This window comes from Hymenobacter mellowenesis (assembly GCF_030581005.1).
GTDB classification, from domain to species: Bacteria; Bacteroidota; Bacteroidia; order Cytophagales; family Hymenobacteraceae; genus Hymenobacter; species Hymenobacter mellowenesis.
This window is the reverse complement of record NZ_JAUQSX010000009.1, coordinates 242,736-263,018: the sequence shown is the minus strand read 5'-3', so window position 1 is coordinate 263,018 and position 20,283 is coordinate 242,736. Positions and strand designations below refer to the sequence as shown.

Sequence of the window (20,283 nt, the reverse complement as noted above, 5' to 3'; positions counted from 1 at the left end):
TTGACCGTTCACGCGCGGACTCGCAGAGTCCACGCTACAGTTTTACTTGCTCAAATAAGCGTGAATACCGCGGGCCGTAAGCTTTGCTTCGGCTGCGGCGTTCACCACTTCCGCGCCGCCATTCCAGGCATCGCCGGAGGCGAAATATTTCGGGTTCGACGTCTGCCCGGTATGGGCATTGGCGATGATACGCCCTTTGCCATCCAATTTCAGCCCGGGAATTAACCCCAGGAATTCCGTCTGCTTGGCCTGGCCAGTAGCTTTAATCACCATATCGCACGGTTCCACAAACTCGGAGCCGGCAATTTCCGACACCTTGCCGTCCTTGGTTTCGGTACGAATAAATTTCACGCCCGTCACGTACCCGTTGCCGGTAATTTCCACCGGTGCTACATTGAACAAGCCCTTCACCCCTACCCCTTTGGCCAGGTCGTACTCAAACTCGTAAGCGCCCATTTCCTCCTTGGCCCGGCGGTAAGCCAGAATCACATTTTCAGCACCAAGACGCGACGACTCGGAAGCCGCATCCATGGCCGTGTTGCCGCCGCCAAGCACAATTACCTTGCGGCCCACCGCTACTTCGTGGTGATGCTGGCGCAATTCGGCAATAAATTCAACAGCGCCGGTGCAATTGATTTTATCCTCACCCGGCAAGCCCAATTCATTGGTTTTTCCCAAGCCAATCCCGAGGAAAATAGCGTCGTATTTGTCCTCCAGCTTTTCTAATTCCTCTCGCGAAGAAATAGCCGAATTAAAATGCACATTGTAGCCAAATTGCGCCTGTAAATACGCCATTTCAGCCAGCGTCTCTTCGTTGGTAATTTTGTAGGGCGCGACGCCGTAAACCGTCAGACCCGAAGGTTGGGCTTTAGCCTCATATATATCAACACCATACCCTAGCGAACGCAGCTCGCAAGCCGCCGATATACCGGCAGGACCAGCGCCAATTACGGCCACTTTCTTCCCATTATCCGCGCCGGGGCCAAACAGCTTTTCGCCGCTCTTAATCACTTTCGTGGTGGCAAAGCTTTGCAGGCGACCAATCTCAATCGGCTTCACCTCTTGCAGGTTATACACGCAGGCCCCTTCGCACAGCACTTCCGTCGGGCACACCTTGCCACAGGCATTACCAAAGTAATTAGCCTCGTAAATGGTACGCGCCGCACCGGTGTCGTTGCCCGAGTTTATCTGGCGAATAAACTGTGGAATATCAATCCCCGACGGGCACGCTTTTATACACGGCGCATCGAAGCAAAAGAGGCAGCGGGAGCTTTCATAAAGCGCCTCGGTGCGGTTCATCACCGGCTTCAATTGCGCGAAATTTTCCGCAAATTGCTGCTCGGTGGTTGGTGTAGAAAATTCAGCCATGAACGGGCGGATTAATTCGAATGTTAAGGAGATAAGAAACGGCCATGCTGAGCGCAGTCGAAGCATCCCTACCGCGCAAGTAATTCTCACGAATTGCAACGAAGCGGTAGAGATGCTTCGACTGCGCTCAGCATGGCCGTTCAAATGTCAGCCAAGTGCCTACAATTCCACCAGTTTCTCGTAGGTTTCGGGGCGGCGGTCGCGGAAGAATTGCCAGGTATTGCGTACCTCCTCAATCATATCGAGGTCGAATTCAGCAATCAGCAATTCGTCTTTGTACTCATCGGCCTGCGCAATGATTTGGCCGCGCGGGTCCACGAAATAGCTGGTGCCGTAGAAGCGGCCCAAGTTCCAAGGTTTTTCTTCCCCCACGCGGTTGATGCAGCCCATAAAATAGCCGTTGGCGGCGGCGTGCGCGGGCTGCTCCAGCTTCCAGAGGTACTGCGAGAGGCCGGCCACCGTGGCCGAGGGGTTGTACACGATTTCGGCGCCGTTCAAGCCCAGGATGCGGGCGCCGTCGGGGAAGTGCCGGTCGTAGCAGATGTAGACGCCCACTTTGGCATACTTGGTCTGGAACACCGGGTAGCCCATGTTGCCAGGCTTGAAGAAGAACTTCTCCCAGAAGCCGGTGGTGTGCGGGATGTGGTTTTTGCGGTACTTGCCGAGGTAGGTGCCGTCGGCATCAATCACGGCGGCGGTGTTGTAGAGGAAACCGGCCGACTCGCGCTCGTACACGGGCACAATCATCACCATGTTGTATTTCTTGGCGTATTCGGCCATGCGGTCCGTGGTCGGGCCGGGTACCGATTCGGCCGAGGCGTACCAGGCTTTGTCCTGGCCGGGGCAGAAATACGGAGTGTTAAAGATTTCCTGCAAACAAAGAATCTGCACGCCCTGGCGGCCGGCTTCTTCAATGAGCGGAATGTGCTTGGCTTCCATGGCAGCCATGATTTCCTGGATGGTGCCTTCGCCTTCGGTCATCGGCAAGCTCATCTGGATGAGGCCGGATTTGATAATTCTGGGCATTGGGGTTGTTAGGTGGGGTTGGTTTTTGTGCGTTGATTTCCGGTTTAGAACATTACAAGCGAAGCTGAGGAATCTCGCGTGCTCTCGCTAATCATTGACGTTGCTACGATTGAATTACTACCACACGCGAGATTCCCCGACTTCACTCGGAATGACGGGCTGGCTTCTTCGTTCTAAATATTCGTCTTGCCGCGCTTGATGAACTGCCCATAGCCTTTCGAAACTTTCGGTTCACCAGCGTCTACCGCTACTTGGCCGCGTAGCAAAACGGTTTCAATTTTACCAGTCAGCTCCCAGCCCTCGTAGGCCGAGTAGTCACAATTCATGTGGTGCGTATTAGCCGAAATCGTGTGTTTTTTATTCGGGTCAAATATCACCAAATCCGCATCAGCGCCAATACTAATAGTGCCTTTGCGCGGAAACATACCGAAGATTCTCGCCGCATTAGTCGAAGTCACTTCCACGAATTTCTGCGGAGTGATTTTGCCTTTGTTCACACCTTCCGAAAACAGCAGTTCCATGCGGTGCTCAATGGCCGGGTGGCCGTTCGGAATCTTGGAGAAGTCGTCCTTGCCCATCAGCTTCTGCTCCCACATAAAGGGGCAATGGTCGGTGCCCACCACATTCACCAAACCCTGATTCAAGCCCGCCCAAAGCGTGGCCTGGTCCTTTTTCTCGCGCAACGGCGGCGACATTACCACTTTCGCACCGTTGGCCTCGTCCTCATACAGCGACGCATCCAACACCAGATACTGGATGCAGGTTTCGACCAGCACGCGCTGGTTGCGCTCGGTGGCGCGGCGCACCTGGTTGAGGGCGCCCTCGCAGGTGAGGTGCACGATGTAGGCATTCACGCCCGTGTAGTTGGCGATGTCGGCAAATCGTCCTGACGCTTCGGCTTCCGTCACTTCGGGCTGCGAGAGGTAGTGGTAAAGCGGCGTGAGCTTGCCCTGCGCCCGGTGCTGGGCGATGAGCGTATCAATCATATCGCCGTTGGTGGCGTGGGCCGTCACGAGGCCGCCGTGCTTTTTTACCTCCTGCATCAGGCCCACCATCTGCGCGTCGTCAATCATGAGCGCGCCCTTGTAGGCCATGAAGGTTTTGAAGGAGGTGATGCCTTCGGCAATCATGTCCTTTATTTCCTCTTTGGTGCCGGGGTTGAAATCGGTCACAGCCATGTGGAAGCTGTAGTCGCCCACGGCGTTGCCAGTGGCGCGCCCGCTCCACTCCTCGAAGGCTGAGCGCAAGGAATTGCCCTGCTTTTGCAGGATGAAATCGATGACGGTGGTAGTGCCGCCGTGCAGGGCCGCGCGGGTGCCGGTTTCGTAGGTATCCGACGAAAACGTGCCCATAAAGGGCATTTCGAGGTGCACATGCGGGTCGATGCCGCCGGGCATCACCAGCTTGCCGGTGCAGTTAATCACCTCCGCCCCCTCGGCCGACAAATTGCGGCCAATAGACATGATGGTTTCGCCTTCAATCAGAATATCGCAGACGGCGTCCGAGTCGGCGGTGACGACGCGGCCGTTTTTAAGAAGGATGGACATAAACGGCTGAATGCTTAGCCTATTTAAAAATGTTTTGAAATTCGTTTAAGGAAATTACCCCCAATCTGCTCAACGCTATTGAGAAATAGGGCTCTAAATCCTTGCTGCTCTCTTGCTGCCTCAATCTATTCATCATTGGCAGCAAATCAGCGTGCCTTTTGAATAAATGGATTCTTTTCAAAGCAGTAAATTTTACATCTTTATCAGTGCCTGATATAATGGCGGACTGGTAAAGTTTGAAGTCATCAAGGTCAGCATCTTCCTTCTCCGCTAATCTGATAAGGACAATCATTTGCTCATCAGGTGACAGTCTCAAAAAACCTTCCTCAGAAATTCTCTCATGGGATTTCATTTGCAGAATCCTTTAAGGCCTTAATTCACGTACTTATCCGCAATGCTTATCGCCTCGCTGATAATAGCCAAGCCCTCGTCAATCTCGTCCTTGGTGATGGTGAGCGGGGGGCAGATGAAGATATAGCTCCAGCGCACGAAGGTGTACATGCCCAACTCGCGGATTTTGGCGGCCACTTGGTTCATAATGTCCATTTGGGCGGGCGTGGCGTTCCAGGGGGCCATGGGCTCTTTGGTATCGCGGTTTTTCACCAGCTCCAGGCAGCCGAAGAGGCCGGTGTTGCGCCAGTCGCCGATGCTGGGGTGATGGCGCATGAGCTGGGCCACTTGCTCGTCCATGTACTTGCCCATTTCCACGGTGTTTTCGAGCAGGTTGTCCGACTCGTAAATATCGAGCACGGCCACGGCGGCGGCGCAGGAAACCGGGTGGGCTGAGTATGTGAGGCCGAGCGGCAGGGGCTTGTCGTCGAAGGACTTGGCGATTTTTTCGTCCACCATCACGGCGCCCAAAGGGAGGTAGCCGGCGGTAATGCCTTTGGCCATGCACATGATGTCGATTTTGACATTGTGGTGGTCGGAGCCGAACCACTTCCCGGTGCGGCCGAAGCCCGACATCACCTCGTCGGCAATGAGCAGGATGCCGTGCTTGTCGCAGATTTCGCGCACCCGCGTCCAGTAGCCGGGCGGGTATTTGATGCAGCCCGACGTGCCCGACTCGCCTTCCATGATGATGGCGGCCACGCTGCCGGGATTTTCGTATCCTATTATGCGCTCCATGGCGTCGGCGGCGCGTTGAGCGCACTGCTCGGGCGTTTCGGAGTACCAGGGGCAGCGGTAGAAGTAGGGGTTCTCGACGTGTACCGTGCCGGGCATGGCCTGGCTGTCGACGGCAAACTTGCGCGGGTCGCCGCCAACGCTCATGGCGCCATAGCTGGCCCCGTGAAACGACTGGTACAGCGACACAATCTTGTGGCGGCCGGTGTACACCCGCGCCAGCTTGATGGCGTTTTCAATAGCCTCAGCCCCGCCCAGCGTGAAAAACGCCTTGGTGAGGTTGGGCGCGGTAATTTCGGCCAGGCGCTTGCCGAGGTCGCCGCGGGCCTTGGTAATCATGCCGGGATACACGTAGCTGAGCTCGCGCATCTGAGCGGCCACGGCTTCGGTCACGCGCTGGTCGCCGTGGCCGATGTTCACGTTCATGAGCTGGGCCGAGAAGTCGAGGTAGCGCTTGCCGTCGCGGTCGTACACGTACACGCCTTCGGCGCGCTCGGCGTTGATGGGGTTCAGGCCCGTTTGCTTCGACCACGAGAAGAGCGTGTGGTCGAGGTTGTCGTGCAGGATTTGGTCTTTGTCGGTGGCGAAAGTGGTTTCCATTTGACGAATAAGTTGCTGACTGCAGTTTAGCGCGAAGCGCGTAACTGCTGGCTGATGGGTAAAGCGAGTTTGTAACTCGCTGCCGCTGAGCGGCAATTCTTGATTCAAGTTAAGGCCGGTGACGCTTGTGGCCCTCGCGTCGTGAGTCACAGACTCACGATTACCATCGGCCAGCAGTTACGCGCTTCGCGCTAAACTGCGGCCAGCGTGCTTCGGTCTGACGTTCTTTTGCTGACTGTTCTAGCTCATCCAGTTCACGCGCGACTCGGGGTTCCACTTCGTTGTGGTCTTCTTGAGCTGTGTCCAGAATTCGATGGAACTTTTGCCGGTGATGTCGCAGGCGCCGAATTTCGAGTCGTTCCAGCCGCCGAAGGAGAAGGGCTCACGGGGCACAGGCACGCCGATGTTCACGCCAATCATGCCGGCGTTGGCGTGGTCCATTACGTAGCGGGCGCTGCTGCCGCTGCTGGTGAACACGGCGGCGGCGTTGCCGTAGGGGTTTGCGTTTTCGATGGCCAGGGCCTCGTCCAGCGTGTTGGTGCGCATGATAGCGAGGACAGGGCCGAAGACTTCCTCTTGGGCTATGCGCATGTCGGGCGTCACGTAATCGATGACGGTGGCGCCCACATAGTAGCCGTCTTCGTGGCCGGGCACTACGGCGTTGCGGCCGTCGAGCAGGACTTTGGCGCCAGCCGCCTCGGCTTCGCTGATGTGCTGCTCGATGCGCGCCTTGGCTTCTTTGCTAATGACGGAGCCGAGGTTCTGGCCGGCCACAATCTTCTTAGCCTCCTCCACAATTTTGGCCACGATGCCATCGACCGCGCCCACGCCTACCATGGTGGAGCCGGCCATGCAGCGCTGGCCCGCGCAGCCGCTCATGCTGGCGGCTACGTTCGAGGCCGTCATGTCGGGGTGGGCGTCGGGCAGCACCATCAGGTGGTTTTTGGCGCCGCCGAGGGCCACGCAGCGCTTGAGGTTGCTGGTGGCGCGGATGTATACCACTTTGGCAATTTTGGTGGAGCCCACAAAGCTCACGGCCTGAATATCGGGGTGGTCGCAGATGGCTTCTACGATTTCCTTGTCACCGTTCACCACGTTCAGCACGCCGTCGGGCAGGCCGGCTTCTTTCAGCAACTCGGCGATACGCACGGCGCTCAGTGGCACCTGTTCCGAGGGTTTCAGAATCATGGTATTGCCCAGCACAATGGCGTTTGGAATGGTCCAGTGGGGCACCATATTGGGGAAGTTGAATGGGGCGATGCTGGCCACCACGCCCAGCGGCTTGCGCTCGGCGCGGGCCTCCACGCCCTTGCTCACTTCGAGGAATTCGCCTTGGATGAGCTGCGGCATGGAGCAGGCGAATTCGGTCAACTCGATGGCTTTTTCGACTTCGGCGCGCGCCTCGTCGTAGGTTTTGCCGTTTTCCTCGCGCACGAGGTCGGCGAGGGCTTTCATGTCGCGCTCCAGCAGCGTTTTGTAGCGGTAAAAAATCTGCACCCGCTCCTTGATGGGCGTGGCCGACCACGCGGGGAAGGCGGCTTTGGCGGCTTGCACGGCGGCGTCGAGCGCGGCGGCGTTGCTGAGCGGCAAGGTGGAAATCAACTGCCCATTAAGGGGGCTAAATACGTCCATAGTGGACGCAGAGGCACTTTCTACCGCCTGGCCAGCCACGTAGTTGCGGATGGCCGGATACTTTAATGTTTGGACTTCCATGTTACCTTAATGTTAAGCGGGGTGCAAGCTAAGGGTTTTGCGGGAAATGAAACAGCGCCGCAATCGTTTCCGGCAAAAATATTTCAACCGCGCCTCGCGCAACCGGCAAGGTTGTGGAAGCAGTTTGCAAAGTAGCCAAACCGCCGCAGAACCCAGTAAACGGATTTTATTTGTTCACATTCGCCCCCACCATTTGCCCGGTGCCTGGCACCGCACGGGCCTCTAAGCACAAGAAGCTATTTCACCTCTTCTCCCTGCTTGTCAATCTCGAAGCGACGGCCGCCCTGCATCACGCGGGCCTTGCCATCGGCAAAATCGGAGGCTTGCTGGTAGCGGCCGAAGGGCTTGGTGCCTGCTTCAGGCTCGTCGAGGTAGTCGGGGGTGATGTAAGTAAAGCCGTCTGACAGTTTCACCCGGGCCAGACCGCCGGAAAAAGAATACGCTTCCTTAAAAATCACCGGCTTCACGGGCGCCTCGGGGCCGCTGAGGTAGTACCAGCCGCGGTGGTCGAGCACGGCGGCGTGGCTTTCCGCGAAGTCGCGGGCATTGAAGTAATAGGTATCAAACTCCTCGCCTTGCTCGTTGATAAACGTGTAAGCATCGCCTACCCGCACGCGGGCATAGCCCCCGGCATAAGGGTTCATGGCGTCGTAGGCGGGCGCAATCACCTCTTTGCCATCCTCGTCTACGGCCCCGTAGGCACCGTCTTTGGCCACCACGGCCCGGCCTTCTTTGAACGGCTCGGCCGCCGTGAACTGCGCCGGAATCACGAGCTGGCCGTTGGCATCGGCAAAGCCCCAACGGCCGTTTTCCTGGTGCGGCACCGGTGGGCTGCCGCCCAGATGGCTCAGGCCCCAGGCTCCCAGAGCCAGTACTGCCACACCGCCCGCCAGCACGGGCACCTTTGGCACGCGCAAGCGCCGGGCCCGCAATTGGCCGAGCCAGGGCCCGGTCAGGGTGCGCAAGCTGGCTTGAAGCGCGGCAAACGCCCGACGCGCCGAAGCGGGCGCTGACCAGGTCGGCACGGGTGCCGACGAGGCTGGCGCGGAAAAGTCCGGGATTGGCGAGGCGGTGGCCGGTGCCGCAGGCCTGACCGGCACCACGGGCTTCGGAGGCGTCACGGGGACGCTGGCAGCAGCGGTTGGCGGCTGCGTGCTGAGCCGCTCAATGAGCTGGCTGAGCTGCTGGATTTTGGCGTCCAGCTCCTGGTTGCGGGCGGCCGATTCGGCGCGTGAAGCCTGCATCTCGGCTTCGAGGGCGGCTTTCTCGCGGGTTTCGGCGGAGAGGCGCGAAACCAGCGCGGTGGCCTCGGCGGCCACGGGCGGGGCCTGGGCCAGCTCGGCTTTGAGTTGGGCAATGCTACGCTCGCGCTCAGCTTCGCGGGCTTCTAGGGCGCTGAGCTGGGCGGCCATGTCGGCCTGCATTTGCTGGCGCAGCTGTTCGAGGTGCTGTTTTTGGTCGCGGCGGGCGGCGGCGCCGGTGGGGTCGGCGCCGTAGGCCGGGTCGTCGTCGGGGATGTCGGCGGCACCCAGCCAGCCCCACAGGGCGCGGGCTTTTTGGGCCAGAAAGCCGGGGGCTTCGGAAGGCTGCGCGGCAGCACCGGCAGGCGTCGGGGCCGGACGCGCGGCCGGCTCATCATCCGGGCCGGCTGTTGCCGGAGCGGCGGCGAAGGCGGCCCATTCGGCGGTCCAGTCGGCCAGGTCGGCCGGGCTGAGGCTGATTTCGGGGGTGGCCAGCTGGTCGAGCACGCGCGGCAGGGCAGCGGGGCGGTCGACCAACTTAAAGCCGGCCGGGGCGGTGCTGAGCGCGGCGGCCACGTTGGGCGCCGAATCGATGGGCGCGGCAAACAGCACCACGCCGGAAACGCACTCCAGGTTTACCTGCTCGGGTCGGAAGCGGGGGCGCAGCCAATCGGCCACGGCCTTTTTCTGCTGGGCAAACTGCTCAAACGGGTTATCGAATTCTTCGGCCACCGGCAACGGGGTACCGGCCAGCTGCCAGCGGCCGTAGCCCAGCTCGGGCACGCTCAGGCTGCCGCCGCCGGGCACCAGCACCAGCAGCGTGAGGCTGTGCGGGCGCACCACCAAAGCGTGGATGGAGGCGGCCCCGTCCTCGAGCACAAGATTGCCGAGCAGCAGGGTGTCGGTGGCGGCATCGGCTTGCAGGGTGTCGCGCACGGCCTCGAACTGGGCGGCACGGGCGGCATCATCAAAAGGAGCAGCTAGAAAATGGTGAACCATGGAATGAAAACAAGCACTGAAATGGGGCAGCGGCGACAACGGCCCGCACTCAGTCGTCTTCCCCTTTCCAACGGCCGTGCCCTTTGCCTTTGCCGTGTTTCTTTTTTGCTTTTTTGATTTTATAGCCCCGGCCTTCGTCGTCATCGCCAAACAAGGCGTCGAGCACCGAGCGCGAGGGAACCGGCCGGGAAGCCACCCGGGCCCCACCGCTGGGGGTAGCCAGGGCCAGTTGGCCATTGGACGCGGTGCGCACGGCCACGGGGCGGCCGCGCAGGTCGCAGCCCTGGCCCTCGCGCAGCTCGGTGCGCTCGCCGGTGGGGCTCACCACGAAGCCGTCTTTGGTGACGGTAGCACCGGTGGGCAGGTGGGCGTCGCGGGTCATGGGCCGGGCCTGGCCGTTGCGCACCACTTCCATCTGGCCGTTGCGACGCCGGAAGCCGTCGTTGTTGGCCGCCGACGACTGGGCATGCGCCGGCCAAGCCGAGGCCAAGCCCAGCAAGCTGGCGGCACAGTAAAGCCGAAGGGTCCGCATAAGCATAATTCAAAAGCGCAGGACGCGCGGCGGGACATTGGTGCGGCCCCGAACGGCGCTATACGTCAAATACGGCGCCAGGCTGCCTTTTTCCGCCAAAGGTGGCTGATTTCGGTTCATCGGGGCGGGGAGGCCGGCCGGAGCTACGGCCGCCGGCCGCCGTGGCCAGTAGCACGCCGCCCACCGTCGACAACCCGCCCGCGCCCGGCAACTCGTGGAGCTCTTCAACGATGCCGGCCTGAACACGCTGGAGCAACAAGCCACGGCTCAAAATTTCAGTCTGCAGGCCGCAGTGGCCCGCGTGGAAAGCGCCCGCGCCAACGTGCGCGTGGCAAGCTCCCACCGCGCGCCGCGCGTGACGGTGGACCTGCAGGTATACCGCTCGCGGCTGTTGGCGCGGCGGCCGCTGCTGTTTCCGGTGGCGTCCAGCAACCTTGGGGTGGTGCAGTCGCAAGCAATACATTCCCATTATTGCCAGCAACGAGGTTGATATGTGGGGCCGCATCCGGAGCAGCATCGCGCCGCCCGCCTGGCCAGCCCCCTCACCAAGGAGCGGTATCGCACCGGCCTCATCACCTATTTCGAAGGGTGGACGCCGACCGCCAGACCCTAGACGCCGCGCCCCTGCTGACACAGGCTCAAAGCAACCTGCTGGACGCGGGCGTGGCCTTGGTGCGGGCGCTGGGTGGCGGCTGGGAATAGCCACAGAATCAACAGATTTCGCACAGAATTCAAAGACCTCGACATCTGAGCGGGGATTTTTCATATAATAATTAGCGCCTGTTCAAAGACTTAAGATTTTCCTCAGAATCGACTATTACGTTTATGTTACCAAGCCCGTAGTAATAAGCTCTTCCCCTGCTTACCCCCAATTTTCTATTTCATGCGTTCCTTTCTAATCACCCGTTTCGCTGCCGCTATGCTGCTGTTCGGGGCCGTCCATCCGGCACGGGCCCAGGTTAACCCCGCCCCTACTGACACGACCAAAAAATACGCCAATCCCGGCGGCGTTTCTACGCCCGGCAGCAAGCCGTTTTTCAAAAGCAAGCTTTTCAAAGCCGTGGCCATTCCGACCGTGATGATAACCTACGGGGCCATCACGGCGCAGGGCAATGCGGGCATCAACCGCGACGCCCGCACGTTTGTACAGAAGCAGTTCCGGCCGGTGAGCACCAACCTGGATAACACATTCATTTTTCTGCCCTACCTGGAGCTGGGCGCCGTGGCGCTGGCCGGTGTCGAATCGCGCAACGACCGCATCAACACGGTGCTCATCATTCTCAAAGGCGAGGCCATTATGCTGGCCAGCACCTTCGCCGTGAAATACCTTGCCAACGAAACCCGCCCCAATGGGGCTGATAACCTGTCGTTTCCGTCGGGCCACACGGCGCAGGCATTTCTGGCGGCCAGCATCGTGCACACCGAGTTTCGCGACAAGAGCCAGTGGTACGGCGTGGGCGCCTACACCATTGCCACCAGCGTGGCCGCCCTGCGCATGATTAACGACAAGCACTGGCAGTCCGACGTGGTAGCCGGGGCGGGCTTCGGCATCCTATCGGCTCACTTGGCCTACCTGAGCCACCGCAACCGCTGGGGTCGCAAGTCCATCGGGCGCGACATTAGCATGGCGCCCGCCTATTTTGGCAGCGGCGCATCGGGCATGACCCTTACATGGCGGCCCACGAAATAGGCGCCGCTTCCCCATTAAACACAGCCCCGAGTCTGAGAAGATTCGGGGCTTTTTGGTGAGCTTCCGCGCCGGTGTTTAGGTTGAAAGCGGCCTTAGCGACCAATAATATCGAACAAAACAGACTTTTTTAATCAATAGCGCAACGCCGGCCGCAACAGCTGGTCTTTTTCATTAAGATTTGTACCCATCTTTACGAATCTGCTGTCCCTATTCTAAAATAACTACGCTGCTTTGAAACGACGCGATTTTGTGGGACTGTCCGGCCTGGCGGCCGGGGCCCTGTTCCTGCCCCATTTCCCCAGCCTCGGCGGCACGCCCGTCGACGCCGCCCGCCTGCTGGAGCCCGGCCTCGACCCCGCCCAGAAAAAGCGCCTAGCCGACGCGGCCCTGAACGCCGCCAAAGCCGCCGGGGCCAGCTACGCCGACGTACGCATCGGCCGCTACCTCAATCAAAGCATCTTCACCCGCGAAAAGCAGGTGCAGAACATCGCCAGCGGCGAGAGCTTCGGCGGCGGCGTGCGGGTGCTGGCCAACGGCACCTGGGGCTTCGCCGCCACCAACGTGGTGACCGAAGCCGGCCTGGCCAAAGCCGCCCAGCTGGCCGTGGCCATTGCTAAAGCCAACTCGAAAGTACAGAAGGAGAAGGTGCAACTGGCCCCGCAACGCGGCTACGGCGAAGTCACCTGGAAGACGCCCATCAAGCAAAATGCCTTCGAAGTGCCGGTGGCGCAAAAGGTGGAGTTGCTGCTGGCCGCCAACGCGAAAGCCACCGACAACGGCGCGAGCTTCGTCAATTCCTCGCTCTTCCAAATCAATGAGCAGAAGTACTTCGCCAGCACCGAAGGCTCCTACATCGACCAGGACGTGCACCGCATCTGGCCTACGTTTTCGGTCACGGGCATCGATAGAGCCAGCGGCAAGTTCCGCTCGCGCGATGCCCTGAGCGCGCCGATGGGCCTGGGCTACGAGTACCTCACGCCCCAGGCCGCCGACAAGATTCCGGGGGCCGCGGGCACCGGCCTCATTGGCTACCGCAACTCCTACGACATGCTGGAGGATGCCGCCCTGGCCGCCCGGCAGGTGAAGGAAAAGCTGACCGCGAAGTCCGTAACGGCCGGCAAGTACGACCTCGTGCTCGACCCCAACCACCTGGGCCTCACCATCCACGAGAGCGTAGGCCACCCGCTGGAGCTCGACCGCGTGCTGGGCTATGAAGCCAACTACGCGGGCACTTCGTTTGCGACGTTGGAGTGGAAGGCCAAGCAAATTCCTTACGGCTCGAAACTGGTGAACATCGTGGCCGACAAGCTGCAGCCCGGCTCGCTGGGTGCCGTGGGCTACGATGACGAGGGTGTGAAAACCAAGCGCTGGGACCTCATTAAGGACGGCGTGCTGGTGAACTATGAGAAGATTCGCGACCAGGCGCACATCGTCGGCCAGACCGAATCAGACGGCTGCTGCTACGCCGATTCCTGGGACTCGGTGCAGTTCCAGCGCATGCCCAACGTGAGCCTGCAGCCCGGTAAGGCCAAAATGAGTGTCGATGACATGATTAAGGGTGTCGACAAGGGCATCTACATTGCCGGGCGCGGCTCCTACTCCATAGACCAGCAGCGCTACAACTTCCAGTTTGGCGGCCAAGTGTTCTACGCCATCGAGAAAGGCCAGATTGCCGGCATGATTGAGGACGTGGCCTACCAGGCCAACACCCAGGAATTCTGGAACTCCTGCGCCGCCATTTGCGACGAATCGGACTACCGCTTATTCGGCTCCTTCTTCGACGGTAAGGGCCAACCCAGCCAGGTTTCGGCCGTGAGCCACGGCTCGGCCACCACGCGGTTTAATGGAGTGAACGTCATCAATACAGCGCGCAAGCTTGGGTAGTTGAACATGCCTAAAACGTCATGCAGAGCGCAGCGAAGCATCTCGCGTGCCACTACTAATTATTGATGTTTCCACGATTTAGTAACTGCCCCGAGCGAGATGCTTCGCTGCGCTCTGCATGACGTTCTGAAATCCTTCAGCATTTCCACATTTGAAAATATGGCCATTCTCTCCAAAGACGAAGCCCAAACGATACTCAAGAAAGTCCTCAGCTTCAGCACCGCCGATGAGTGCGAGGCCACGCTCAACGGCAGCACCGGCGGCAACGTGCGCTCGGCCCGCAACTCCATCAGCACGGCGGGCGCGAGCGAGAACGTGGCGCTGGCCGTGCAGGCGCGCTTCGGCAAGCGCAGCGGCACCGCCACTTGCAACGAATTTGACGAAGCCTCGCTACGTCGCTGCGTGCAGCGAGCGGAGGAAATTGCGCGGCTTGCCCCCGAAAGCCCGGAATATGTGCCGCTGCTGGGGCCACAGACGTACCTGCCCTCGCCGGGCTCGTTTGCCCCACGCACGGCTGCCATCACGCCCGATTACCGGGCCGAGCAGATTGGGGCCAGCATGGCGCTGTGCGAGCAGAAGAAGCTGAGCTCCGCCGGTTTCTTCAATGACTCGGCGGGCTTCGTAGCTAAGCGCAATTCTAAAGGGCTGGAGGCTTACCAGCAGGTGAGCAGCGTGGATTTTTCCATCACCGTGCGGACGGCCGACGGCACCGGCTCGGGCTACGCCATTGCCAATTACACCGATTTGGCGAAGTTCGACGCAGCTCGCCTCACGCGCGTGGCGGCCGATAAGGCGGCTTCGTCGGTGGGCGCGAAGGCCATCGAGCCGGGCAAGTACACCGTGATTCTGGAACCGGCGGCGGCCATTGATTTGCTCAACAACATGATGGGCGCCATGGATGCCCGCAATGCCGACGAGGGCCGCAGCTTCCTCAGCAAGAAGGGCGGCGGCAACAAGAAGGGCGAAAAGGTCTTCGACGAGCGGGTGACCATCTACTCAGACCCCACCAACCCCGACGTGCCCGACCTAACCTTTGCCAACGACGGCCGCCCGCAGCAGAAAGTGACGTGGGTGGAAAAGGGCATCGTGAAAAACCTCTACACCTCCCGCTTCTGGGCCCAGAAATCGGGCGTGCCCGACATCCCGCCCCCCGGCGGCTGGATTATGCAGGGCGGCACCCAAAGCACCGCCGACCTCATCAAGGGCACGGCTAAGGGCATTCTCGTGACGCGCCTCTACTACATTCGGGCCGTCGACCCGCAGACGCTGCTCTACACCGGCCTTACCCGCGACGGGACGTTTTACATCGAAAACGGCGTCATCAAGTTCCCGGTGAAAAACTTCCGCTTCAACGAAAGCCCGGTCATCATGCTCAACAACCTCGAGGCGCTGGGAAAGCCCGTACGCCTGAACGGCAGCCTCGTGCCGCCGCTCAAAATCCGGGATTTCACCTTCACCAGCTTGTCCGACGCGGTTTAGGCTTGTAGCGTGGACTCTGCGAGTCCGCGCATCGGCCGGTTAGTATTTTATTCAAATCCTTCCACGCGCGGACTCGCAGAGTCCACGCTACATTTTTCACCACATGAAACGACGCGACTTTGTGGGCCTCTCCGGCCTTGCCGCCGGGGCCCTGTTCCTCCCCAGCTTCCCCAGTATCGGCGGCGTGCCGGTGGACCCCGCCCGCCTGCTGGAACCCGGCGCCGACGCGGCCATGAAAAAACGCCTCGCCGATGCCGGCCTGAACGCCGCCAAAGCCGCCGGGGCCAGCTACGCCGATGTGCGCATCGGTCGCTACCTCAACCAGGGCATCTTCACCCGCGAAAAGCAGGTACAGAACATCGCCAGCACCGAGAGCTACGGCTGCGGCGTGCGCGTGATTGCCAACGGCACCTGGGGATTCGCCAGCACCAACAATGTGACCGAGGCGGGCATCGCCAAAGCCGCGCAGCTGGCCGTGCAGATTGCCAAGGCCAACTCGAAAGTGCAGAAGGAAAAGGTGCAGCTGGCCCCACAAAAAGGCTACGGCGAGGTCACCTGGAAAGCCCCCATTCAGCAAAACGCGTTTGAGGTACCCATCAAGGACAAGGTGGATTTGCTGCTGGGTGTGAACGCCAAGGCGCTGGATTTGGGCGTGTCGTTTATCAACTCGGTGCTGTTTCAGGTGAACGAGCAGAAGTATTTCGCCAGCACCGACGGCTCCTACATCGACCAGGACATTCACCGGATTTACCCCTCGTTCGGCGTCACGGCCATCGACCGGGCCAGCGGCAAGTTCCGCTCGCGGCAGGCCATGAGCTCACCCGTGGGCATGGGCTACGAATACCTCACGCCCAAGGCGGCCGATAAGGTGGCCGGCCCGGCCGGCTCCGATATCATCGGCTACAAAAACAGCTACGACATGCTGGAAGACGTGGCCGCCGCCGCCAAGCAGGTGAAGCAGAAGCTGACGGCCAAATCAGTAGTGCCCGGCAAGTACGACCTCGTGCTCGACCCGCACCACCTGGGCCTGACCATTCACGAATCGGTGGGCCACCCGCTGGAGCTCGACCGCGTGCTGGGCTACGAGGCCAACTACGCGGGCACCAGCTTCGCCACGCTGGAGTGGAAGGCCAAGGGCATCCCCTACGGTTCGAAGCAGGTGAACATCGTGGCCGATAAGGTGACGCCCGGCACGCTGGGCGCGGTGGGCTACGACGACGAGGGCGTGAAAACCAAGCGTTGGGACCTCATCAAAGAAGGCCGGCTGGTGGATTACGAGAAAATCCGCGACCAGGCGCACATGGTGGGCCAGAAGGAATCGGACGGCTGCTGCTACTCGCAGAGCTGGCAAGACGTGCAGTTCCAGCGCATGCCCAACGTGAGCCTGCAACCCGGCAAGGACCGCCTGAGCGTGGACGAGCTGGTGAGCAAGGTGGATAAGGGCATTTACATTGCCGGCAACGGCTCGTTCAGCATCGACCAGCAGCGCTACAACTTCCAGTTTGGCGGCCAAGTGTTCTACGCCATCGAGAAGGGCAAAATCACCGAAATGCTGGAAGACGTGGCCTACCAAGCCAATACCCAAGAATTCTGGAACTCCTGCGCCGCCACCTGCGACGAGCGCGACTTCCGCTTCTTCGGCGCCTTCAACGACGGCAAGGGCCAGCCCAGCCAAAGCTCGGCCGTGAGCCACGGCTCCAGCACCACGCGGTTCAACGGCGTGAACGTGATAAACACGGCGCGCAAGATTGGGTAACAGGTAACCTCACCCCCGGCCCCTCTCCATAGGAGAGGGGAGCCTGACGTCAGCGCAGGACCGGTGTCCCCTCTCCCTTTGGAGAGGGGGTCAGGGGGTGAGGCGCCACGCCTAAACGACAACTTTAAATCAGCTCCAAATAAAATGGCCATTCTCTCCAAAGACGAAGCCCAGACAATACTCAGGAAAGTCCTCAGCTTCAGCACCGCCGACGAGTGCGACGCCACCCTGAGCGGCAACATTGGCGGCAACGTACGCTCGGCGCGCAACTCCATCAGCACGGCCGGGGCCAGCGACAACGTCTCGCTGGCCGTGGAAAGCCGTTTCGGCCGCCGCGCCGGCGTGGCAACGTGCAACGAGTTCGACGACGCCACCCTGCGGCGCTGCGTGCAGCGGGCCGAGGAAATTGCGCGCCTCGCCCCCGAGAGCCCGGAATATATGCCGCTGCTCGGACCGCAGCAGTACCTCGACGGCAGCCGCTCCTACGTGGCGGCCACGGCCGGCATCACGCCCGACTACCGGGCCAACCAAATCGGAGCCAGCATGGCGCTCTGCGACCAGCGCAAGCTCAGCTCGGCCGCCTTTCTGGACGATTCGCACGGCTTCGTGGCCAAGCGCAACTCCAAGGGGCTGGAAGCTTACCAGCAGGTGAGCAACGTGACGTTCTCGGTGACGGTGCGCACGCCCGACGGCACCGGCTCGGGCTACGCCTCGGGCGACTACGTGGACGCGGCCAAGATGAACGCCGCCCGCTTCACCAAAATAGCGGCCGACAAAGCGGCTTCATCTATGAATGCGCGGGCCATTGAGCCCGGCAAGTACACCGTCATTCTGGAGCCCAACGCGCTGCTGTCCAACGTGGATACCTCGCTCATCGGCGCGCTCATGGGTTCGCTCGATGCGCGCAACGCCGACGAGGGCCGCAGCTTCCTGAGCAAAAAGGGCGGCGGCAACCGCAAGGGCGAAAAGCTGTTCGATGAGCGGGTCACCATCTATTCCGACCCGTTGAACCCGGAAATCAGCGACCTCACTTTCAGCGGCGACGGGCGGCCGCAGCAGCGCACCACCTGGATTGAAAAGGGCGTGGTGAAGAACCTCTACTCCTCGCGCTACTGGGCCCAGAAGGCCGGCATCCCCGACCTGCCCCGGCCCAACGGCTGGATTATGGAAGGTGGCACCCAAAGCACCGCCGACCTCATCAAGGGCACGGCCAAAGGCATTCTCGTCACGCGCCTGTGGTACATCCGCCCCGTCGACCCGCAGACACTGCTTTTCACCGGCCTCACGCGCGATGGCACGTTCTACATTGAAAACGGCCAAATCAAGTTCCCGGTGAAGAATTTCCGCTTCAACGAAAGCCCGGTGATTATGCTGAATAACCTCGAAGCCATCGGCAAGCCGGTGCGCCTGAATGGCAACTTGGTGCCGCCGCTCAAAATTCGGGACTTCACGTTCACGAGCCTGTCGGACGCGGTTTAATATCCTCTTAAATTTAAACGAACAAAAAGAAAAACGTCATGCTGAGCGCAGCCGAAGCATCTCAACCACGAGAGTAATTATTTACTATTGCGGTTGAGATGCTTCGGCTGCGCTCAGCATGACGTTTTTTTGATTCTAACCACACCTTTACCCTTCTGCAAACCTTATGAAAAGACGTGACTTTGTGGGTCTCACTGGCTTCGCCGCCGGGGCCCTGTTTCTGCCGAGCCTGCCGGGCTTCGGCCACACGCCCGTCGACCCCGCCCGCCTGCTCGAGCCGGGCGTGGACGTGGCCATTAAAAAACGCCTGGCCGACGCGGCCCTGAACGCCGCCAAAGCCGCCGGGGCCGACTACGCCGACGTGCGTATTGGCCGCTCGCTGAATCAGTATGTGTTTACCCGCGAGAAGCAGGTGCAGAACATTGTGAGCACCGAGAGCTACGGCGTGGGCATCCGGGTGCTGGTAGGAGGATGCTGGGGCTTTGCTTCCACGAGCGTGGTGACGGAGGCCAACCTGGCCGCTACCGCCCGCGAGGCCGTGGGCATTGCCAAGGCCAACAAGCTGGTAATGAAAGAGCCCGTACAGCTGGCCCCGCAAAAAGGCTACGGCGAGGTGAGCTGGAAAACCCCGATTCAGCAAAGCGCCTTCGAGGTGCCCATCAAGCAGAAAGTGGACTTACTGCTGGCCGCCAACGCCGCCGCGCTCGATGCGGGGGCTAACTACGTGAACTCGGGTTTGTTCCAAGTGAACGAGCAGAAGTACTTCGCCAGCACCGACGGCTCCTATATCGACCAGGACATTCACCGGCTCTGGCCCACGTTTTCGGCCACGGCGGTGGATACCAAGTCGGGCAAGTTCCGCTCGCGCGAGTCGCTGAGTGCGCCGGTGGGCCTAGGCTACGAATACCTCACGCCCAGCGCTTCGGAGCAGGTGCGCGGGCCGCAGGGCACCGACACCGTGGGTTATAAGCTGCGCTACGACATGCTGGCCGACGCGGCGCTGGCCGGTAGGCAGGCCAAGGCCAAGCTGACGATGAAATCCGTCACGCCCGGCAAGTATGATTTGGTGCTCGACCCTGGGCATCTGGGGCTGACGATTCACGAATCCGTCGGCCACCCTACCGAGTTGGACCGCGTGTTGGGCTATGAAGCCAACTTCGCGGGCACTTCGTTCGCCACGCTGGAGTGGAAGGCTAAGAACCTGCCCTACGGCTCGAAAGCCGTGAACATCGTGGCCGACAAGCTGCAGCCGGGCTCGGTGGGCAACGTGGGATACGACGACGAGGGCGTGAAAACCCGCGAGTGGGACCTCATCAAGGAAGGAAAGCTGGTGAACTACCAGAAAATCAGGGACCAGGCGCACATCGTGGGCCAGAAGGAATCGGACGGCTGCGCCTACGCCCAGAGCTGGGAAGACGTGCAGTTCCAGCGCATGCCCAACGTGAGTTTGCGCCCCGGCACCGCCAAAATGAGCCCCGACGAAATGGTGAAAGGCGTGGACAAAGGCATCTACATCGCCGGCGCGGGCTCGTTCTCCATCGACCAGCAGCGCTTCAACTTCCAGTTTGGCGGGCAGCTGTTTTTTGCGATTGAGAAGGGTAAAATCACCGAGCAATTAGAGGACGTGGCCTATCAGTCGAACACCCAGGAATTCTGGGGGGCCTGCCAGGGCTCGTGCGATGCGTCGGACTACCGCCTGTTCGGCACCTTCTTCGACGGCAAGGGCCAGCCCTCGCAGGTGTCGTCGGTGAGCCACGGTTCGGCCACCACGCGCTTCAATGGCGTGAACGTCATCAACACCGCCCGTAAAGTTTAGCTCTTTCTTCCCTCCTTTCTGCAAATTA

At 60.6% G+C, this 20,283-nt stretch carries 16 protein-coding genes; 8 read left to right on the top strand and 8 right to left on the bottom strand.

What is annotated here, in order from left to right:
• Positions 1–42: 42 nt before the first annotated feature.
• The 8 genes from Q5H92_RS17835 to Q5H92_RS17800 all read right to left on the bottom strand — a co-directional run bounded on the left by Q5H92_RS17835 (position 43) and on the right by Q5H92_RS17800 (position 10,151).
• Positions 43–1,434: an FAD-dependent oxidoreductase gene (locus Q5H92_RS17835; RefSeq protein WP_305012912.1), complete on the bottom strand. Its 1,392-nt coding sequence runs from the start codon at positions 1,432–1,434 to the stop codon at positions 43–45.
• Between the two features lie 93 nt (positions 1,435–1,527).
• A complete protein-coding gene (locus Q5H92_RS17830; RefSeq protein ID WP_305012911.1) occupies positions 1,528–2,394 on the bottom strand; it encodes a nitrilase-related carbon-nitrogen hydrolase in 867 nt (288 codons plus the stop codon).
• A gap of 173 nt (positions 2,395–2,567) precedes the next feature.
• Positions 2,568–3,941: a dihydropyrimidinase gene (gene hydA / locus Q5H92_RS17825; protein WP_305012910.1), complete on the bottom strand. Its 1,374-nt coding sequence runs from the start codon at positions 3,939–3,941 to the stop codon at positions 2,568–2,570.
• Between the two features lie 19 nt (positions 3,942–3,960).
• Entirely contained in the window at positions 3,961–4,293 is a 333-nt protein-coding gene (locus Q5H92_RS17820) for a hypothetical protein (protein WP_305012909.1), read from the bottom strand.
• 20 nt (positions 4,294–4,313) lie between these two features.
• Complete coding sequence (locus tag Q5H92_RS17815; RefSeq protein ID WP_305012908.1) at positions 4,314–5,666, bottom strand: aminotransferase class III-fold pyridoxal phosphate-dependent enzyme; 1,353 nt, start codon at positions 5,664–5,666, stop codon at positions 4,314–4,316.
• 240 nt (positions 5,667–5,906) lie between these two features.
• Positions 5,907–7,379: a CoA-acylating methylmalonate-semialdehyde dehydrogenase gene (locus Q5H92_RS17810; protein WP_305012907.1), complete on the bottom strand. Its 1,473-nt coding sequence runs from the start codon at positions 7,377–7,379 to the stop codon at positions 5,907–5,909.
• 236 nt (positions 7,380–7,615) lie between these two features.
• On the bottom strand, positions 7,616–9,619 hold the full coding sequence (locus Q5H92_RS17805) for a WG repeat-containing protein (RefSeq protein WP_305012906.1): 2,004 nt from the start codon (positions 9,617–9,619) through the stop codon (positions 7,616–7,618).
• A gap of 49 nt (positions 9,620–9,668) precedes the next feature.
• Positions 9,669–10,151: a DUF6799 domain-containing protein gene (locus Q5H92_RS17800; RefSeq protein ID WP_305012905.1), complete on the bottom strand. Its 483-nt coding sequence runs from the start codon at positions 10,149–10,151 to the stop codon at positions 9,669–9,671.
• Positions 10,152–10,252: 101 nt separating this feature from the next.
• Here Q5H92_RS17800 and Q5H92_RS17795 point away from each other — a divergent pair, with 101 nt between their 5' ends.
• The 8 genes from Q5H92_RS17795 (at position 10,253) to Q5H92_RS17760 (ending at position 20,255) form a co-directional block, all read left to right on the top strand.
• The gene (locus tag Q5H92_RS17795; RefSeq protein WP_305012904.1) at positions 10,253–10,393 is read left to right on the top strand and encodes a hypothetical protein; all 141 of its coding nucleotides are present in this window, start codon (positions 10,253–10,255) and stop codon (positions 10,391–10,393) included.
• Positions 10,366–10,641 (top strand): TolC family protein, encoded by a 276-nt coding sequence (locus Q5H92_RS17790; protein WP_305012903.1) that lies wholly within the window; start codon positions 10,366–10,368, stop codon positions 10,639–10,641. Before Q5H92_RS17795 ends, Q5H92_RS17790 begins: the two co-directional genes overlap by 28 nt.
• A 393-nt stretch (positions 10,642–11,034) precedes the next feature.
• Positions 11,035–11,841 (top strand): phosphatase PAP2 family protein, encoded by an 807-nt coding sequence (locus Q5H92_RS17785; RefSeq protein ID WP_305012902.1) that lies wholly within the window; start codon positions 11,035–11,037, stop codon positions 11,839–11,841.
• Positions 11,842–12,072: 231 nt separating this feature from the next.
• The gene (locus tag Q5H92_RS17780) at positions 12,073–13,725 is read left to right on the top strand and encodes a TldD/PmbA family protein (protein ID WP_305012901.1); all 1,653 of its coding nucleotides are present in this window, start codon (positions 12,073–12,075) and stop codon (positions 13,723–13,725) included.
• A 159-nt stretch (positions 13,726–13,884) separates the two neighbouring features.
• Positions 13,885–15,204, top strand: a complete 1,320-nt coding sequence (locus tag Q5H92_RS17775) for a TldD/PmbA family protein (RefSeq protein ID WP_305012900.1) — start codon at positions 13,885–13,887, stop codon at positions 15,202–15,204.
• A 103-nt stretch (positions 15,205–15,307) separates the two neighbouring features.
• Entirely contained in the window at positions 15,308–16,960 is a 1,653-nt protein-coding gene (locus Q5H92_RS17770; protein ID WP_305012899.1) for a TldD/PmbA family protein, read from the top strand.
• 144 nt (positions 16,961–17,104) lie between these two features.
• Positions 17,105–18,439 carry a TldD/PmbA family protein gene (locus Q5H92_RS17765; RefSeq protein ID WP_305012898.1) on the top strand — a complete coding sequence of 445 codons (1,335 nt, stop codon included), beginning with the start codon at positions 17,105–17,107 and terminating at the stop codon, positions 18,437–18,439.
• 166 nt (positions 18,440–18,605) lie between these two features.
• Positions 18,606–20,255, top strand: a complete 1,650-nt coding sequence (locus Q5H92_RS17760) for a TldD/PmbA family protein (RefSeq protein ID WP_305012897.1) — start codon at positions 18,606–18,608, stop codon at positions 20,253–20,255.
• Positions 20,256–20,283: the final 28 nt, after the last annotated feature.

Coding starts and splice junctions, on each gene's coding strand:
- Q5H92_RS17835 (WP_305012912.1), bottom strand. CDS start 1,434: ATGCTTCGACTGCGCTCAGCATGGCCGTTTCTTATCTCCTTAACATTC.
- Q5H92_RS17830 (WP_305012911.1), bottom strand. CDS start 2,394: ATGCCCAGAATTATCAAATCCGGCCTCATCCAGATGAGCTTGCCGATG.
- hydA (WP_305012910.1), bottom strand. CDS start 3,941: ATGTCCATCCTTCTTAAAAACGGCCGCGTCGTCACCGCCGACTCGGAC.
- Q5H92_RS17820 (WP_305012909.1), bottom strand. CDS start 4,293: ATGAAATCCCATGAGAGAATTTCTGAGGAAGGTTTTTTGAGACTGTCA.
- Q5H92_RS17815 (WP_305012908.1), bottom strand. CDS start 5,666: ATGGAAACCACTTTCGCCACCGACAAAGACCAAATCCTGCACGACAAC.
- Q5H92_RS17810 (WP_305012907.1), bottom strand. CDS start 7,379: ATGGAAGTCCAAACATTAAAGTATCCGGCCATCCGCAACTACGTGGCT.
- Q5H92_RS17805 (WP_305012906.1), bottom strand. CDS start 9,619: ATGGTTCACCATTTTCTAGCTGCTCCTTTTGATGATGCCGCCCGTGCC.
- Q5H92_RS17800 (WP_305012905.1), bottom strand. CDS start 10,151: ATGCGGACCCTTCGGCTTTACTGTGCCGCCAGCTTGCTGGGCTTGGCC.
- Q5H92_RS17785 (WP_305012902.1), top strand. CDS start 11,035: ATGCGTTCCTTTCTAATCACCCGTTTCGCTGCCGCTATGCTGCTGTTC.
- Q5H92_RS17775 (WP_305012900.1), top strand. CDS start 13,885: ATGGCCATTCTCTCCAAAGACGAAGCCCAAACGATACTCAAGAAAGTC.
- Q5H92_RS17770 (WP_305012899.1), top strand. CDS start 15,308: ATGAAACGACGCGACTTTGTGGGCCTCTCCGGCCTTGCCGCCGGGGCC.
- Q5H92_RS17765 (WP_305012898.1), top strand. CDS start 17,105: ATGGCCATTCTCTCCAAAGACGAAGCCCAGACAATACTCAGGAAAGTC.
- Q5H92_RS17760 (WP_305012897.1), top strand. CDS start 18,606: ATGAAAAGACGTGACTTTGTGGGTCTCACTGGCTTCGCCGCCGGGGCC.